The organism is Phyllobacterium myrsinacearum, assembly GCF_014138285.1.
Classification (GTDB): Bacteria; Pseudomonadota; Alphaproteobacteria; order Rhizobiales; family Rhizobiaceae; genus Phyllobacterium; species Phyllobacterium myrsinacearum_A.
Genome location: NZ_JACGXN010000005.1, coordinates 228,409 through 244,910, shown reverse-complemented (window position 1 = coordinate 244,910; position 16,502 = coordinate 228,409). Strand labels below are relative to the sequence as shown.

Annotated in this window: 14 protein-coding genes and 1 riboswitch; of the genes, 10 read left to right on the top strand and 4 right to left on the bottom strand. The window is 59.3% G+C overall.

Annotated elements, in window-relative coordinates:
* Positions 1 to 47: 47 nt before the first annotated feature.
* A riboswitch (cobalamin riboswitch) is annotated at positions 48 to 265 on the bottom strand.
* A 228-nt stretch (positions 266 to 493) separates the two neighbouring features.
* The 4 genes from FHW16_RS17310 to FHW16_RS17295 all read left to right on the top strand — a co-directional run bounded on the left by FHW16_RS17310 (position 494) and on the right by FHW16_RS17295 (position 4,740).
* Positions 494 to 1,348, top strand: coding sequence for a ferredoxin--NADP reductase (locus tag FHW16_RS17310; protein WP_182550476.1), 855 nt, complete (start codon positions 494 to 496; stop codon positions 1,346 to 1,348).
* A gap of 174 nt (positions 1,349 to 1,522) precedes the next feature.
* Entirely contained in the window at positions 1,523 to 1,987 is a 465-nt protein-coding gene (locus tag FHW16_RS17305) for a MarR family winged helix-turn-helix transcriptional regulator (RefSeq protein ID WP_182550475.1), read from the top strand.
* A complete protein-coding gene (locus FHW16_RS17300; RefSeq protein ID WP_182550474.1) occupies positions 1,980 to 3,200 on the top strand; it encodes an HlyD family secretion protein in 1,221 nt (406 codons plus the stop codon). Before FHW16_RS17305 ends, FHW16_RS17300 begins: the two co-directional genes overlap by 8 nt.
* A complete protein-coding gene (locus FHW16_RS17295; RefSeq protein WP_182550473.1) occupies positions 3,193 to 4,740 on the top strand; it encodes an MDR family MFS transporter in 1,548 nt (515 codons plus the stop codon). The genes FHW16_RS17300 and FHW16_RS17295 overlap by 8 nt, the downstream gene beginning before the upstream one ends.
* 57 nt (positions 4,741 to 4,797) lie before the next feature.
* Here the strand turns inward: FHW16_RS17295 and FHW16_RS17290 are convergent, their stop codons facing one another.
* Both FHW16_RS17290 and FHW16_RS17285 read right to left on the bottom strand, forming a co-directional pair.
* A complete protein-coding gene (locus FHW16_RS17290) occupies positions 4,798 to 5,814 on the bottom strand; it encodes an amino acid ABC transporter substrate-binding protein (RefSeq protein WP_182550472.1) in 1,017 nt (338 codons plus the stop codon).
* Between the two features lie 83 nt (positions 5,815 to 5,897).
* On the bottom strand, positions 5,898 to 8,951 hold the full coding sequence (locus FHW16_RS17285) for an aminotransferase class III-fold pyridoxal phosphate-dependent enzyme (RefSeq protein ID WP_182550471.1): 3,054 nt from the start codon (positions 8,949 to 8,951) through the stop codon (positions 5,898 to 5,900).
* A gap of 122 nt (positions 8,952 to 9,073) precedes the next feature.
* Here FHW16_RS17285 and FHW16_RS17280 point away from each other — a divergent pair, with 122 nt between their 5' ends.
* Both FHW16_RS17280 and FHW16_RS17275 read left to right on the top strand, forming a co-directional pair.
* Positions 9,074 to 9,526 carry an Lrp/AsnC family transcriptional regulator gene (locus FHW16_RS17280; RefSeq protein WP_182550470.1) on the top strand — a complete coding sequence of 151 codons (453 nt, stop codon included), beginning with the start codon at positions 9,074 to 9,076 and terminating at the stop codon, positions 9,524 to 9,526.
* A gap of 130 nt (positions 9,527 to 9,656) precedes the next feature.
* Positions 9,657 to 9,824 carry a DUF1127 domain-containing protein gene (locus tag FHW16_RS17275; protein WP_182550469.1) on the top strand — a complete coding sequence of 56 codons (168 nt, stop codon included), beginning with the start codon at positions 9,657 to 9,659 and terminating at the stop codon, positions 9,822 to 9,824.
* A 23-nt stretch (positions 9,825 to 9,847) separates the two neighbouring features.
* Here FHW16_RS17275 and FHW16_RS17270 read toward each other — a convergent pair whose 3' ends face one another.
* Together FHW16_RS17270 and FHW16_RS17265 are read right to left on the bottom strand one after the other, a co-directional pair.
* Positions 9,848 to 11,101: an ATP-binding protein gene (locus FHW16_RS17270; RefSeq protein WP_182550468.1), complete on the bottom strand. Its 1,254-nt coding sequence runs from the start codon at positions 11,099 to 11,101 to the stop codon at positions 9,848 to 9,850.
* A gap of 58 nt (positions 11,102 to 11,159) precedes the next feature.
* Positions 11,160 to 12,368: a serine hydrolase gene (locus tag FHW16_RS17265; RefSeq protein WP_432652045.1), complete on the bottom strand. Its 1,209-nt coding sequence runs from the start codon at positions 12,366 to 12,368 to the stop codon at positions 11,160 to 11,162.
* A 376-nt stretch (positions 12,369 to 12,744) separates the two neighbouring features.
* Here FHW16_RS17265 and FHW16_RS17260 point away from each other — a divergent pair, with 376 nt between their 5' ends.
* The 4 genes from FHW16_RS17260 to FHW16_RS17245 are packed head-to-tail and all read left to right on the top strand — an operon-like array spanning position 12,745 to position 16,502.
* Entirely contained in the window at positions 12,745 to 13,581 is an 837-nt protein-coding gene (locus FHW16_RS17260) for a metallophosphoesterase (RefSeq protein WP_182550467.1), read from the top strand.
* Positions 13,578 to 14,732 (top strand): ABC transporter ATP-binding protein, encoded by a 1,155-nt coding sequence (locus FHW16_RS17255; protein ID WP_182550466.1) that lies wholly within the window; start codon positions 13,578 to 13,580, stop codon positions 14,730 to 14,732. The genes FHW16_RS17260 and FHW16_RS17255 overlap by 4 nt, the downstream gene beginning before the upstream one ends.
* The gene (locus FHW16_RS17250) at positions 14,725 to 15,669 is read left to right on the top strand and encodes a carbohydrate ABC transporter permease (protein WP_182550465.1); all 945 of its coding nucleotides are present in this window, start codon (positions 14,725 to 14,727) and stop codon (positions 15,667 to 15,669) included. Before FHW16_RS17255 ends, FHW16_RS17250 begins: the two co-directional genes overlap by 8 nt.
* The gene (locus FHW16_RS17245; RefSeq protein ID WP_182550464.1) at positions 15,666 to 16,502 is read left to right on the top strand and encodes a carbohydrate ABC transporter permease; all 837 of its coding nucleotides are present in this window, start codon (positions 15,666 to 15,668) and stop codon (positions 16,500 to 16,502) included. Before FHW16_RS17250 ends, FHW16_RS17245 begins: the two co-directional genes overlap by 4 nt.

Here is a 16,502-nt window from a genome sequence, read left to right as displayed (position 1 = left end):
AATGTCACCGCGACGAGCGACCGCGCCAGAACACACCCCGTGTTCGAGCTGGGTGACCGGAACGGGCAGGTCTCCTGACTTCCGGATCAAACGCTGATCTTCCGCCTTCCCAATCACGCATAAGCGTTTTCAGTGGCATTATGGAAGACCGCTCACCGGTTACAGTTGCGGGGGCAGCCACGGATTAGGCCCCTCATTGGGTCATCCTCACTGTGTTCCCTTTTCATCCGCTTTTGATCGCGGAACCAATTCCACATTCTGGATAGCAACCGCACCCGAAGCGGTCAACGATCAGTTCCGGATAATTTGCTGAACTGCCTTGCAATATCAGCCATTGCATATTCCGCCCAGCCGATTACATAAGGCTCGCTGGCGTAAATCCGGCGGTTCCGGCTGGCATTTGCCCCGGGAGAATGATTTGAACGGTGAATGGAGCAACGCCCGGCTCTCTTTCATTTTTGTTGATAAGACGTATCGAACGAGAGACCCAGGGATGACTGCATCATCGTCAGCGACCGTCACGGCGGCAAATACCCATGAAACGGATGACGTTTCAGCACCGATCGCATTTCCTATTCCCGACAATGTGTACGCGGAAACCGTAACCGAAGTGCGGCATTACACTGACCGGCTGTTCCGTTTTCGCATCACCCGCCCCGCAAGCTTCCGCTTTCGTTCGGGCGAATTTGTCATGATTGGCCTGCCCAATTCGGAAAAACCTGTCTACCGCGCCTATTCGATCGCCAGCCCTTCCTGGGATGAGGAGATCGAATTCTTCTCGATCAAGGTCGAGAACGGCCCGTTGACGGAACATCTGCAGAAGATCAAGCGCGGCGACACGGTACTCCTGCGCAAGAAGTCGACGGGGACATTGGTTCTCGATGCGCTTCTTCCGGGCAAGCGGCTATACATGCTGTCGACCGGAACTGGTGTTGCGCCTTTTGCCAGCCTGATCCGCGATCCGGAAACCTATGAAAAGTTCGAAGAAGTCATTCTGGTCCAGACCTGCCGGGATATCGCCGAGCTGAAATACATCACCGAAATGGTCGAGGGCATCAAGGATGATCCGCTGATCGGCGAGTTCGCTGCCGACAGCCTGCGGCTCTACACCACGACGACACGCGAAACATTTACCCATATGGGCCGGATTACCGATCTGATGCAGAGCGGCAAGATGTTCAGCGATCTGGGCCTGCCGCCTCTCGATCCAGCAACCGATCGCGGCATGATCTGCGGCTCAATGCACATGATCCATGACACGAAGGCCATCCTAGAATCCTTCGGCCTTGTCGAAGGTGCAAACAACAATCCGTCGACCTATGTCGTCGAGCGAGCTTTCGTCGGCTAGAGCCTGCCCATACAATCCCGCTGGAATATCGTACCCGGTCTCCTTGAGACCGGGTATTTTTATTATGCGGCGTGCCTCACTGACTTGTGACACTCTGCCTCTTCTAAAAGATGAGTCCACATGCTATGTGTGTATCTGTTATAAGCATCCTTATGAGTTTCAAAACCCCACATCATGGACAATAAGCCCACACTTGGCTTTCTGCTGCACGAGGTCGCGCGGCTGCTGCGCAAGCGATTTGAACAACGTGCAAAACATCTCGGCCTGACCCGGTCGCAGTGGCAAACCCTTGCCTATCTGGCGAAGAACGAGGGGATTCATCAGGCCGGATTGGCCGAAATCCTTGAGATCGAACCGATCACGCTGGTGCGTATTCTGGACAAGCTGCAGGAACGGAACCTGATCGAACGACGGCGGCACCCCACCGATCGCCGTATATGGCTGCTTTTTCTGCGTGACGAAGCGCGGCCGCATGTGGCCGATATGGGCGTCATTGGCGATGCCACCCGATCCGAGGCCCTGTCTAATATTTCAGACGAGGACCGCGAGCACCTTATTCGAACTCTAACCCTTATGAAGTCCAATTTGATCGATGCCTGCCAGACACCGGTCGATGACAGGAAGACACATCATGGCTGACGGATCTCCAACCTCCCGCACTCCCGCCAATTCAGATCAGGCTGCCGCACCGGAGCGCACGGCGCCCATGCTGGAGAAAGCCGACGCGAACAGTGAAGCGCCCGCAGCGACCCGGGTCAACGAACCGGTCCCGCTGCCTGACATCGCCCCGCCCAAGTCACGCCGCAGCCGCACGCGGTCCATTCTTTTTGCCGCGCTTCCCATTGCCCTTATAGTCGGCGGCTATTTCTACGTAACAGGCGGACAGGTCATGTCCACTGATAACGCCTACGTGCAGGCGGATGTGGTTGGCGTTTCGACTGACATATCCGGACTGGTCACATCTGTTGACGTGCATGACAACGAGACCGTCAAGCAGGGTCAGATCCTGTTCCGTATCAATCCTGACGTGTACCGCATCGCCCTTGAAGGCGCCCAGGCGCAGCTCGGCACGGTTCGCAACCAGATCCTGAACCTGCAGGCGAGCTACAAGCAGACACTGGCCGAAATCGCCCAGGCAGAGTCCGACATTCCCTTTTATCAGAAGACCCTGCAACGTCAGGCGGATCTGACCAACACGGCCGCTGTCTCCAAGGCAACCTATGATCAGGCCAAACACGATCTGGATGCGGCGCAGCAGAAGGTCGACGTCGCCAAGGCGCAGGCCGCGACCACGTTGGCACAACTCGGTAACAATGCAGATCAACCGGTCGAGCAGAATCCATCCTATCTTGCAGCACAGGCAACCGTGGACAAGGCCCAGCACGATTTCGATGCAGCCACGGTCCGCGCGCCGTTCGATGGCGTCGTGACCAATGTGAGTTCACTGCAGGTCGGCGCCTATCTGCAGGCATCGCAGGCCGGCTTCAGTCTCGTTTCAACAACCCATATGTGGGTTGCCGCCAGCCCGAAGGAAACCGAACTGACCTATGTCAAGCCGGGCCAGCAGGTTACCGTGACCGTCGATACCTATCCAGGCGTTGAATGGAAAGGCACAGTGACCAGCATCAGCCCTGCCTCCGGCTCCAGCTTCTCGCTGCTGCCCGCTCAGAATACAACCGGAAATTGGGTTAAGGTTGTGCAGCGCATCCCCATGCTCGTCAGTATTGACGATATGGCCGGGAAGCCGCCGCTCCGCGTCGGAATGAGCGTCACCGCCGGGGTCGATACCGGCCATGCGCGCGGTCTGCCGCATTTCCTGCAATCCCTTTTCGGCAGTAAGGATCATGTCTAACACAGTAGCACTGCCAGGGGTCGCGCCCGTTGCCAATCGCGGCGCGATAACGGCCTGTGTCATCCTCGCCGTGATCATGCAGGCGCTCGACACGACGATCGCCAATGTGGCACTGCCCTATATTCAGGGCAGCGTCTCGGCCAGCGCCGATCAGATTAACTGGGTCCTGACATCCTACATCGTGGCTGCCGCGATCATGACACCGCCATCCGGCTTTCTGGCCGCACGGTTCGGCCGCAAGCGCGTGCTGCTCACGGCCATTGCCGGATTTGTCGTTGCGTCGGTGCTGTGCGGCATCGCCCAGTCGTTGCCGCAGATCGTCGCCTTCCGGCTTCTGCAGGGCCTGTTCGGCGCCTCGCTCGTTCCCCTGTCACAGGGCATCCTCCTCGACATCTATTCCGTCGAGGAACGCGGCTCCGCCATGGCACTTTTCGGTGTTTCCGTCATGGTCGGCCCGGTGCTTGGACCTGTCATCGGCGGCTGGCTTACCGACAATATCAGCTGGCGCTGGGTGTTTTACATCAACGTTCCCATCGGCCTTCTCGCCTTTGCCGGCATTGTTGCCTTCGTCACCGAAACCGGGCGCGAGCTCAAAGCCAAGCTTGACTGGTTTGGCTTCGGAACGCTCAGTCTTTCCATTGCCGCGCTGCAGCTCTTTCTCGACCGGGGCGAACAGCTTGACTGGTTCTCGTCAGGCGAAATCCAGCTGGAAGCGCTGGTCTGTTTCGGCGCATTCTATCTGTTCCTCAGCCATACCTTCACGGCCGAGCGTTCCTTCGTCAATCCGAGGCTGTTCCTCGACCGGAACTTTGCCGTCAGCATGTTCTTCATCTTCATCGTCGGCGTGACCTATCTCGCCTCGCTCGCCCTGATGACGCCCTATCTGCAGACGCTCATGGGTTATCCCGTCACCACGGCGGGTATCGTCATGGGCCCGCGCGGCGTCGGCACGATGGTGTGCATGTTCATCGTCGGCCGCCTCATCGGCAAGGTCGACACCCGGTTCCTGCTGGTGCTCGGCCTCGGGCTCACCGCCTGGGCCATGTATGACATGACCGGCTGGACACCTGACGTATCGCAATGGACCATCGTTTCGGTTGGTTTCATCCAGGGTGCGGGCCTCGGCTTCCTCTTCGTGCCATTGACGACGATTGCCTTTGCCACCCTGCCCGCGAGCATGCGCGGCGAAGGCACCGGTCTTTACAATCTCTCGCGCAATATCGGTTCCAGCGTCGGCATTTCCATCGTCACGGCGCTGATCGTTGAAAATGTCCAGACCAACCATGCCTCGATTGCAGCCTATGTCACGCCGTTCAACCACGCCTTCAACGCACCTGTGGTGATGCAGCATCTCGATCCGCTGAAAGCAGCGGGCCGCGCTTCCCTCGACAGCATGATCACCCTGCAGGCAACGATCATCGCCTATATGGATGACTTCAAGCTGCTGATGCTGATGTCGCTCGCAGCCATCCCGCTCGTCTTCCTGCTGCGCAAGCCCGCGGCAAGCGTCGCACCGCCGGAACACGCGGTAATGGAATAAGACAAGGGCGAGCGATCCAGCGGGTCGCTCGCCCTCATTGTTGGACAGAACCTGTTTTTACCGCGCTGGCGGCGCGTACATGAGACCACCGGCATTCCACAGGGCGTTGATGCCCCGGTCAATCTTCAGCGGACTGCCTTTGCCCAGATTGCGGTCGAACATCTCACCATAATTGCCCGTTGTCGAAACAACGTTGTAGATCCAGCGCTGATCAAGACCCAATGGCGCACCTGTATCCCCCTCGGCGCCAAGAAAGCGCTTGATGGATGGATTGCCGGATTCCATCTGCTTGGCAATGTTCTCTTTCGTGATCCCAAGTTCTTCCGCTTCGATCAGCGAGAACAGGGTCCAGCGGACGATGTTGAACCAGCGGTCATCCCCCTGGCGCACAGCCGGTCCGAGTGGCTCCTTGGAAATAATCTCGGGCAGCACCATGAAAGCATCGGGGTCGGACAGGGTCAGCCTCTGGGCATAGAGCGCGGAAGCATCTGTTGTATAGACATCACAGCGCCCATTGTTCAGGGCGACAATAGTTTCATCCGGCCGTTCGAACGAGACGATCTCATAGGTAATGTTGTTGGCCTTGAAATAGTCGGCGACATTGAGTTCGGTCGTCGTGCCGGTCTCCGTGCACAGCGACGCGCCGGAAAGCTCTTTCGCGCTCTTCACCCCCAGTGACTTCTTCACCATGAAACCCTGCCCGTCATAATAGGCGGTGCCAACGAATTTGAGCCCCATGCTGGTATCGCGCGACAGCGTCCATGTGGTCTGGCGCGACAGAAGATCCGCTTCGCCGGATTGCAGCGCCGTGAACCGGTCCTTGGTGGAAAGCGGGATGAAATTGACCTTGTCGGGATCACCGAAGACCGCCGCAGAAACCGCGTGGCAGAAATCAACGTCAAAGCCGATCCATTTGCCCGTGCTGTCCGCATTGGAAAAGCCGAGAACGCCCTGGCTGACGCCGCAATTGACGCGGCCGCGTTCCTTGATGACCGAAAGCGTATCGGCTTTGGCGGGGGTGACGGTAAAGGCTGCCGATGCGAGCAGCAAAGCCAGAAGTGCAGTCCGTTTCATGATGTTCTCCCTTATTGTGATTAAATAAATCTTCCCGCCGCCGAGCCCGTCCCCGGCGGTTCTTCCTTCTCTTCGGTTTCCGGTCACTGGTTCGACAGGACGTCGGCGAACGTGTCCTCCAACACGTCGACGAGATAATCGGCATTGGCCCGGCTGAAGATCATCGGCGGGCGCAGCTTGAGGATATTGTCGTGCGGCCCTTCCGTTCCCATCAGGACACCGCGTTGCTTCGCGCCGTTGTTGATGGCGCGGGCAATCTCCGTGGCCGGATGCTTGGTCTTGCAGTCCGTGACGAGCTCGATACCGAGGAAGAGTCCCTGCCCACGCACATCGCCGATGATGTCGTAACGGGCTTTCATTTCCTCGAACCGCTGCAGCAGATAGTTTCCTGTATCCAGCGCGTTCTGCCGGAGATTGTCGCGCTCGATCACGTCAAGCACGGCAAGGCCCACGGCACAGGAAACGGGGTTGCCGCCGAATGTATTGAAATATTCCATGCCGTTGTTGAACGAAGCGGCAATCTCGCGCGTCGTCACCACAGCCGCCATGGGATGGCCATTGCCGATAGGCTTGCCCATGGTAACGATGTCAGGCACGACACCTTGCGTTTCGAATGCCCACCAATGGCTGCCGACGCGGCCGAAACCGACCTGGACTTCATCGGCCGCACAGATGCCGCCGGCGGCGCGCACTATCGCATAGACTTCCCGGAGGTAGCCATCCGGCAGGAACACCTGACCGGCGACGCTCGGGATGGACTCGGCAAGGAACAGGCCGGGGGCCTTGCCCGCCTTGCGCATCCGTTCGATCTGCTCGGCGACACTCTCCGCATAGCGACTGGCAATCTCGTCCTGCGCCCAGTCGGAAGGCGCCCGGTAAGGATCGGGAATGGTAGCCTCATAGACATGCGGCTTGCGGCCCTTGCCGCCTTTGCGCTTGTACTTGTAGGGGCTGAGATCGATCAGTTCCTGCGTCGTGCCGTGATAGGCCCAGTCGAGAACAATCGCCTCCTCGCGGCCCGTATGCGCCCGCATCATCCGCAGCATCAGGCTGTTGGCCTCGCTGCCCGAACAGGCGAATGTCGCAACCGTCAGGTCACCGGGCAACGTGGCGGTCAGCCGCTCCGCATAGGTGACGATATTGTCGTGCAGATAGCGCGTGTTTGTGTTGAGCAAGCCCGCTTGCCACGACAGGGCCCTGACCACATCTGGATGGGCATGGCCGAGATGGCAGACATTGTTGAAGCAATCGAGATAGGCCCGACCACGATCATCGATCAGCCAGACGCCCTCACCGCGCACGAACTTGATCGGCTCCGAATAGGACATGGAGAGGTTGGGGAGGAGTGCGTTGCGGCGCGCCGCAACGATGGCATCCCTGCTGCGCCCGGTCTGCTGAAACGTCTCGCGCGGCAGCCCGATAAAATTGGCCGGATCGGGAAAGAGCTCGCCCCAGACCGGGAGATAGCGCGCTTCGCCGACGCCAAGTATGTCCGTGGCCGACAGTGAGGTATCCACCGACAATTGCAGATGGAGATGCGGTGCCCAGCCGCCATTTTCCGCAGGCGCTCCCATTTCACCGACGAGATCACCCGCTGCGAGCACATCGCCGGGGCGCAGCCGCGTCATAGCTTCATGGCCGAGATGCCCCCACAGGGTTGCAAAGGGCGGACAGCCGTCCGGCGCATGTTGGAGTTTGACAAGACAGCCATAGCCCAGCGGATCGGGTTCGATAACGACTTCCGCCACGATTGCCGCGATAGGAGTGAACAGTTTCGTGCCTGCCGCCATGAAGAGATCAAGCCCGAGATGACGGGTGCGTCGCTCCCCGGCAATGAAACGGGATTCGAACATCGGGCCGGTGTAGACGGAACGTTCCTCGCCCCACGGGCCGATACCGAGCGCGATACCGTTTTCGTCGCAATAGGCATCCCACCACGCGGTTGCCTTGTCAGGCCGTTGGGCAGCGGACGAGACGGTCATGGCATTTTCCGGATCGCCGTAGGGAACCAATGCTTTGACCAGCATGGCTGGGTGCCGGGCAAGCACAGGCGCGAAGCTTCGGTTGTTGCGCTTGATCCAGTCGGCCACCGCCTTCGCCCCGCCAGACGCATCATATCCGCAGGCATGGCGGAAGATCGCCGTGGCAAAGCCGCGATTAATCGCATCGAGACGCCGCAGCAATGCCCATGCCGGGGCCTCGCTGATGGCAAGATAGGGATTGTCGCCGGTCTTGTCCTTGCGCAGGGCCGACAGTGTGACACTGGTCACGAGCCGCATGGCGATCAGGTCGAACAGCAGGTCCAGTTCCTGTTCCTGCAGGGGATATTCCGCATGGAAACCCGCAACGATGGAAACTGCCGCGCCGATGGGATCATCGAGGTCAAGAATGGAATAGGCACAGGCCACCGCAACTTCGGCGATCAGGATGCTGTGCAGCGCATCGCCAAAATCGATAAGGCCAGCAATCTCGGCGGGATTTTCCGGATCGACCAGCACATTCCAGTCATTGGCATCATTGTGAATGATGGCGGCGCGCAAAGATGGCAGGCGCGGCGCGACATGCGTTTCGAACCGGTCGATGAACCGGCCGAGCAATGCGCGATCTTCGGCGTTGTCGATATGATTGAGCCGCAGGCGCGACAACCCCGCCGCGCGCATATCCCAGTCAAACGTACGAAGTGCACCCGGATGCATGAACCCCTGCATCGCCTTGTCCAGCCGTCCGAGCATCCCGCCAAGGTTGTGCAGAACCGCCGGAGTGCGTTCGCGTTCAGCCAGCGGATCGCCGTCCTGCCACGACACCATGCGGATGAAATGCCGTTCGCCGGTCCGGGATTGAACCTGTACCAGCACCTGACCGTCCAGCGACCGGCGCAATCTGGGCACCGGCAAGTCTGATGCATTCGCCTCCAGATGATGCAGCAGCGCGGTCTGGAAATCGCTCTGATCCTTCGGCTCGCTGGAATTGACGGCTTTGAGGATCCAGATCGAGCCGTCGGAGGACTCTATCCGAAAATTCTGGTCGCGCTCGCTGGCGAGAGAACTGATCCGGCCGTCGATACCAAAATGCGCCTTGGCAATGGCAAGCGCTTCGGTATTTGAAAATGACGGTGCCGGATGGGATAGATTGATCATACGTCAGCTCCTTTTCTCCGGAGCTTGGCACGGGCCTCAAAATCGGGCATCCGTTAATCCGCCGGTTTGACCGTCAGAAAGACGGCCAGAACCGGCATTTGGTCGGGGGAGAGAAGAGGGCAATGAAGGAACTCGATGAAAAGGACCGCAACATTCTGAGCATCCTGTCACGGGATGCCAAAATTCCGTTGAAGACACTGGCGGGAAAGATCGGTCTGTCGAGGAGTGCAACCAGCGAGCGCATTCTCTTTCTGGAAAAGTCCGGCGTCATCCGCGGCTATCGTGCTGATATCGGACACCTGAACGAGGGCGTGATCTCGGCCTTCCTTCTGATCAGCCTTGTGCGCACTCCGGCGCTCGGAGTGCTGGACCGGCTTGCCGCCCATCCGGAAGTCCGCCGCGTTTCATCGGTCAGCGGCCAGCTTGATCTTATTGTCGAGGTTGAAGTGCCATCGATGAATCATCTCAATACGATACGCAACACGGTGGCATTGCTGGAGGAAGTGGATGACGTCACCACATCCATCATCCTGCGCCGCGACATCGACCGGCTGGGCGGCGAAACGGAGGGATGATCGCTGCCCCGCCTCACTCTTGGAGGATCAGGCAATCTCTTCGGCCAAACGGGATACCGGCTTTTGGCGCAGCCGCGCATACTCCATCGTGTTCACAAGCGTATTTGGCGAACAATGATGAGGTATCAAGATGAACATTTATCGGAACTATATTGCCTGGCGCAATGCGCGCCGCACCATTGCCGAACTCAACACTCTGCCGATCGATCAGCTGGTCGATCTGGGCATCGATCCCCTGAGCCATATTATCGGCATGCCCGTCCGGTCGTATTCGGGCAGTCAGCGGGAAAGAGGCTGACCGACATCACACGGCCGCGCCGCTCACAGCCAGAGACTGGACAGCGGCATGGCGTGGAGTTTTTCGCCAAAGGGCGTTATCCGGTCGTGGTCATGCAAAACGATGCCATGGACAAAGCGGTCACCGACAGCCTCCTGCAGCTGGCGCAGCCCGCGCAGATCCTGCTGGCGCACGGTGGCCGCCGCCTTCACCTCAATGCCGATAACCCGCCCTCGCCTGTCCTCGATGACCAGATCGACTTCATCCTGGTCCTTGGTCCGGTAATGCGAGAAGGTCAGACGGCGGTCTGACCAGGCCGCGAGCTTGAAGATTTCCGACACGACAAAACTTTCCAGAATCGGGCCGAACCGGGAGCGATCGTTGAGCACGTCCTCCGCATCGGTGTCCCTGAGGGCACCGAGCAGGCCCGTATCGAGAAAGTGCAGCTTGGGCGTCTTGATCAGTCGCGTCAGGCGATTGGTTGACCAGGGCGGCAAGGTGCGCACGAGAAACAGCCGTTCGAGAATGGCGACATATTTTTGTGCCGTCACACTGGAAAGGCCAAGCGCTGCACCGAAACTGGAATGGTTGGTCAACTGGCCCGCATGTTCGGCCAGCACATCGAGAAGCCGTGGCAGGCGGTCCAACTGGTCGATATTGGCGATATCCCGGACGTCCCGGTCGAGAATGAGGGAAACATAGTCTTCAAGCCATGCCCTGCGGCGCCCCGCCGTTGACCGGCGCACGACTTCGGGATAGCCGCCGCGCAGCACGATATCCGTCAGGGCTTTTCCGGTGACCGGTTCCGCTGCCAGTTGCAGATCATCCCCCGCAAACAGCCGGTCGAGAAAATTGCCCGATGTTCCCGCCAGTTCACATTGCGCAAACGGCAGCAGCGGTATGACCGCCATGCGTCCCGCCAGTGAATCGGCAATGGCGGGAACCGTGGCAAGATTGGCCGATCCCGTCAGCAGGAAGCGCCCCGGCTCCTGATCCGTGTCGACGCTTTCCTTGATGGCCAGCATCAGTTCCGGTGCGCGCTGCACTTCATCGATCACCGCCCGTTTCAGACCACGAACGAACCCGACGGGATCCGTGCGGGCCGCCTGCAGGGTCGCAGCATCATCCAGTGTCAGATAGGGTCTGTCGGTCCGGGAGAACTGGCGGGCGAGCGTTGTCTTGCCCGCCTGACGCGGACCGGCGATCAGCACCACGCGTGTGTCTGACAGGGCGGTTTCAACGTGGGGTCTGACACGTCTCTCGATCAGACCGTTTTTTTCAGGCAGGGAATCACTCATGCGTCCATTCCTAAATCAATTGCCGTCTGATTTAAAGTGAATAGACGTCTATTTTTAATTACATCCGCGATGCAATACAGGCGAACGAGCGGCGCTTCAGCTCGGAACAGGCCGCGCTTGCGGCCTGCGCATCGCTGAAACCACCAAACCGGACGCGAAAGCGCTTGGCTGCGGGTTCAATATAACCCTTGGCCTCGGGCAGAATTGAACGGACCAGCTTATCCGCCTTGCCAAGCAGCCGGTTGGCATCGGCGCGCGTGTCCACGGCGCCGATCTGGATATTCCACTGGCCGCTTGTCTTCAAAGGCTGCAGCCCGCCGTCGCCCTGTTCGATACTGGATTCATCAATAAGTTCGGCAATGCCGGGTGCGCGCTGCGGTTCTGCTTTGGCAATTCTGGCCGACCTGCTGGCGGCCTGGGGAATAGGAACCGCAGCGGCATTGGCGACAAGGTTGCTGCCGCGCTTGGAACCATCGCTTGCAAGCGGCATGTAGCGGGTCAGAAGCTCTGCCATCCGGTCATCCCGCGACCGGCCGGTTTTGCCGCCGAGAACAACACCGACAATGTGCCGGTTGCTGTCAGTGAACGATGATACCAGATTGAAACCCGAAGCGTCGGTATAACCTGTCTTGATCCCGTCAACACCGGCATAGCGGTACATCAGATTGTTGTGGCCGTTGATCTGCTTGCCGCGGAAGACGAAGGACCTCTGCGAGAAAAGACCATACTCCTTGGGGAAATCGCGCATGACGGCCACGCCCAGCGTCGCCATGTCCCGTGCCGTTGTCATCTGCCCCTTCTCCGTCAGACCGGATGCATTGCGGAACACCGTGTTTCTGAGGCCAAGCTGCCGCGCGCGCAGAGTCATCTGCTGTGCAAAACGCGCTTCCGACCCGGCAAGATGCTCGCCCATGGCGGAAGCCGCATCATTGGCAGAGAGGATAATCATGGCATTGACGGCTTCGCGCACGCTGAGCGTATCGCCGCCCCGCATCCAGAGTTTCGCCGGAACTTTCCGGGCAGCATTTGCCGACATGACAATGCGATCATCCCACTTCAGCTTGCCTTTGCGGATCGCCTCGAACGTCAGGTAAAGCGTCATCATCTTGGCCAGAGAAGCCGGTCCGTGCGGGGTGTTTGCTCCGTCCTCCCCCAGAACCTTGCCGGTCGAGACGTCGAGAACCAGCCACGGCTGCTCAGCCGCCTGCGCCATATCGGCAGATCCTATGGCAAGGCAGCCGATACAGGCAACCAGAGCCATTCTCAAACGGGGCAAGACGGCCTGATAAGCAAAACCGAGCGACATTCCGGTATCTCCATTCGAAACGCGGGCGAAGGGCGCAATTCAACTGATTGGCCAACTGACTGGGTATGTGCTGAGACTACCGAGACCGAGGTTGATAAGATGTAAATAATTATGGTGAACGGGAGAATGTTCACCACTTATCAACCAGAAATTGCGGCCGCTTTTCCCCCCTTCACGGTTTCCCGCAACGCGATGACGTTCATCGAATTGTCATTGGCTTGAAACGTAGCTGTCACAGACCAAGCCTAAGAAGACCCCGCACCCGGTCCGGTTGAATTCGACCTGCTCCCGGCAATGCATGCGCACCCCATTGTCCAATTTTGAAGAGAGATATCCCGTGCGGATCATCCAGATCACCGACACTCACCTCAGCCCTTCCAAGGCCCATTTTAATGCCAACTGGTCACCTCTGGCCCAATGGGTCGCGGATCAGAAGCCGGATCTGGTGGTGCATACGGGCGATCTTTCCATCGACGGCGCCGACATCGAGGATGATCTGGCTTTCTCTGCCGGATTGCTGAACGAACTACCCGTCAAGGTTCTGAGCCTGCCCGGCAACCACGATATTGGCCATATGCCCGGCAGCCCGCAGCCCGTCAGCGCGACCCGCATCGACCGCTGGCGCGCGGTGATCGGGCCGGACCGCTGGATTCATGACATGGACGGCTGGCGGCTGGTGGGCCTCAACAGCCTCATTCTGGGCAATGACAGCCTTGAAGAGGAAGAGCAGTTCGATTGGCTCGAAGATGCGCTCGCCGAGGCGGAGACACGCCGCATCGCCATCTTCGCACACAAGCCGCTGTTTGTAGATGCCGCCGACGAAGGTGAGACGGGCTACTGGAGCGTTCGTCCTGCGCCGCGCAGGAAGCTTCTTGACCTTATCGAAGAATATGATGTGGCTTTGCATGCGAGCGGCCATCTGCATCGCGCATGGCAGGGCATGCACAACAATACGAGTCTTGTCTGGGCACCGGCTTCCTCCTTCATCGTCGGGGACATGGAACGCGACATGCCCGGCGAGCGCATTCTTGGCGCGGCAATCCATACGCTGGCCGATAGGGCCGAAACAGAAATCGTCGAGATCAACAGCCTGTCCCGCTTTGTCCTCGATGACGTCATCGAGGAAGTCTATCCACGTGCACGCATAGCGCAGGCACCGGAGACGGCCGCATGAGCGCGTTTGCCCTCAGGAATATTTCGAAATCCTATGGCACGAACAGCATTCTGAACGATGTCAGCATTGAGGCTGAGGCCGGCGAGTTCATCGCGCTGGTCGGGCCATCGGGCTGTGGCAAGAGCACGTTGCTGCGCATTGCCGCCGGTCTCGATCACGGCGATGCCGGCAGCATCTGGATGGGTGATCGCGAGATCACGGCGGAGCATCCGGCCGATCGCAATGTGGCGATGGTCTTCCAGTCCTATGCGCTCTACCCGCACCTGACCGCCGAGCAGAACATTGCGGTGCCTCTGGCCATGCGGAATCTGTCCACCCTGCAGCGCATGCCCTTTCTGGGTCGTTTCATGGCAGGCAGAAGCACCACCCAGGCGGCTATCAAACAGCAGGTACTGGCCACAGCAACCAGTCTCAAGATCGACCATCTGCTTGACCGCAAGCCCGGACAGATGTCCGGCGGCCAGCGCCAGCGCGTGGCATTGGCACGAGCGCTCGTGCGCCAACCCGGCGTTTTCCTGATGGACGAGCCGCTTTCCAATCTCGATGCCAATCTGCGCGTGCATACCCGCGCTGAAATCGTTGATCTGCACCGGCGCACCGGCGTGCCCACCATTTACGTCACGCATGACCAGTCCGAAGCCCTCAGCATGGCCGACAGGGTCGCCGTGATGATGGGCGGCAGGGTATTGCAGTTTGCGCCGCCCGCCGAGATCTATGACAACCCGCGCCATATCGAGGTGGCAAAGTTCGTCGGCAGCCCCCGCATCAATATCATCAATGCCACGACCTCGGATGATGGCGCGGTGTTCTTCGGTGGCAAAGCAGTGGTCAATGGCGTCACCGGGCCGGTTGGAACGCTGGTTCAGCTGGGTATCCGGCCGGAGCGCATCAAGCTCAAGCCGCACGGCGCCAAGGGTATCGCCGCCACGGTCTCCCGGCTGGAATTCCTCGGCTCGGAAGTGCTGGTGACGACTGAAGTCGACGGTGTTGAAGACGGTCTTGTCGTCAAGGCTGCACCCGTCGACGTCGTGCATCTGAGCGCCGGCGCACCGGTTACGCTTGTGATCGACAAGGATGCCTGTCTCGTCTTCGGGCAGGACGGGCTGCGTGTGCCACTGCGGGCACCGGCAAAGGTCAGCGTCGATGCGTGAGATAGCGGTGTCCGGCCCTCTCCCTGCAGATCAAACCACGGCCCGGCAGGCGGCCATCCGCGCCGCCAGAAGGGAAGAGCGGGTAGCGTGGCAGCTGGCCGCTCCGGCGATCGTGCTCATTATCGTCCTGATACTGCTGCCGACGCTCGCCGTCTTTGTTTTCAGCCTGACGAATTATGAACTGGGCTATGACGATTTCCAGTTTGTCGGCCTCGACAATTATATCGAACTGTTCGGTGACCGGACTTTCCTCATTTCACTCAAGAATACCGCCGTCTACACGGCCATCGTCACACCCTTTTCCGTGTTCATCGGCCTCGGCGTCGCTCTGCTCATCGAAAGCGAAACGCGTGGCCGGGCCTTCTTCCGCACCGTATATTTTCTGCCCGTCGCATCGTTGCTCGTGGCCATGGCCACAGTGTTCCAGTACCTGCTGCATCCAACCATCGGCCCAGTCAATGCCATGCTGTCCATGCTTGGAATTGCCGGTCCCAACTGGCTTGGCAGCAGCAGTACCGTTCTCATCAGTCTGGCGATCATCGGCATCTGGCAGTCCGTCGGTTTCAATATGGTGCTGTTTCTCGCGGGCCTGACGGCTATCCCGCGCGAGCTTTATGCTGCAGCGGAAGTGGACGGCGCCAAGGGCAGCTGGGAACGTTTCCGGCTGGTCACGTGGCCAATGCTCGGGCCAACGACTCTCTTCGTGACAACCATCAGCGTGATCAATGCGGTGAAGGTGTTCGAGACGGTCAAGACATTGACAGAGGGCGGACCGAACAAGAGTTCGGAAGTGCTGCTGTGGACCATCTATCAGGAAGGCTTTGTCTATCTGCGGGTGGGCTATGCCTCCGCCATGACAGTCATCTTCCTCGCGTTCCTCATCGTGCTGATGCTCGTGCAGTACCGGGTTCTCGACAGACGGGTGCATTACACATGAGAAACACCGCCCTCTTCTCCATGCGCAACCTGCGCCTCGGCATCCTGTCCGCCGGAGCGCTTGTCTTTCTGGCACCCTATATCTGGATGATTTCCACGGCGGCTAAATCCCGCGAGGAAATCTTCTCCTCCTCGCTCACCCTGCTGCCGCAGCACTGGGCGCTGTGGGAGAACCTTGCCAAGGCTTTCACCCGGGTCCCTATGGGCCAGCTCCTGTTGAACGGCCTGATCGTCTGCGGCCTCATCTTCTTCTTTCAGGTTGTTATCGCCATTCCCTGCGCCTATGCCATGGCCAAGCTGAAATTCCGTGCGGCGCAAACCATGATGACGCTGGTCATGCTCGGCCTGCTCATCCCCATTCATGCGACCGCCCTGCCCATCTATGTCGCCCTGAACAAGGCCGGCATGCTGAACAGCTATTTTGCCCTCTCGGCCCCGTTCTTTATCTCGGTCTTCGGCATCTTCCTGTTTCTGCAGTTCTTCCGCGCCATGCCGGATGACCTCATCTCGGCCGCCCGGCTGGATGGCATGTCGGAACTCGCCATCGTCAACCGGGTTATCGTTCCCAATGCCTGGCCTGCCGTCACAGCCTTTGCGATCTTCTCCGTGGTTGCACACTGGAACGACCTCTTCTGGCCGCTCATCGTCATAACAGGCACCGAACGGGCGACACCGCCCTTGGGTTTGTTGTTCTTCCGGGCCGCCGAAGCTGGCGACGATTACGGGGCGCTGATGGCCGCAACACTTATCATCACCCTGCCGCTCGTCGCAGCGTTCCTGCTGGCACAGCGGCGTTTCATCGAAGGCATCACCCTCACCGGCCTCAAAGGCTGA